The 708-nt window shown below is 66.1% G+C and carries 1 pseudogene; it reads right to left on the bottom strand.

Going from position 1 to position 708, the window contains the following annotated elements:
- A pseudogene (locus A9X05_RS06175) lies at positions 1–567 on the bottom strand (hypothetical protein); the annotation flags it as partial.
- Positions 568–708: the final 141 nt, after the last annotated feature.

Below are 708 nucleotides of genomic sequence, written 5' to 3'. Positions count from 1 at the left end.
GGCGCGGCCCTGGCCGTTGGTGTTGTCCACGAAGGCGCCCAGCGGCGAGCTGCAGCCGGTCTGACGCCACGAGCCGGCTTTCTGACCGCGTACGTCGAAGAAGTTCGCGTTGATCGCGATCGTGGGCTGGCCCATTCGCTGCCACGCCTGCAGCGGCGCATAGAGTTCCGACGCCTGCCAGAGGCCCTCGCCGGTGCGGGCGCCGGGGTTGTTCTCGCAGCGCGCCTGATCGCCCTGGTGCGTGTCGACCAGCAGGTGGGGCGAAAGCCGGCCCGCGGCGTTCTTGATGATCATCAGGTGGCCGCCGTTGTTCATCTCGTACCAGCTGCCACCGGCGTTGAGCATCGGTGCGGGATGGCCGGGACCGAAGTTATAGACCAGGTAGGAGCCCTTGGTGGTGTTGATGGCGTTGGCCAGCAGATCGCGGCCGTCGGCGGCGTGCGCGACCGGTTGCCCGATGGTGCACGCGAGGACAATGCCGGCGACGATGGCGGTGCAGCCGGCCACCAGCCGGCGCAAGCTGGCGCCTCGGGTCAGCACGATCGCCCTTTCCGCCCGGATCTGAATACAACATAAACATCATCAGTCACATCCGTCACACTGTCAATTTAGATAACGGGCGGATGACGCTCGGGCGGCGGTCGAATTACGTTTGCTCGCTTGGGCTTTCGCTCGAAGGTTCCGGCTCGGTGGCGGCGACCGTTCGCT

The organism is Mycobacterium sp. E3298 (genome assembly GCF_001666895.1).
GTDB lineage: Bacteria > Actinomycetota > Actinomycetes > Mycobacteriales > Mycobacteriaceae > Mycobacterium.
This window is presented reverse-complemented; position numbering and strand designations above follow the sequence as displayed.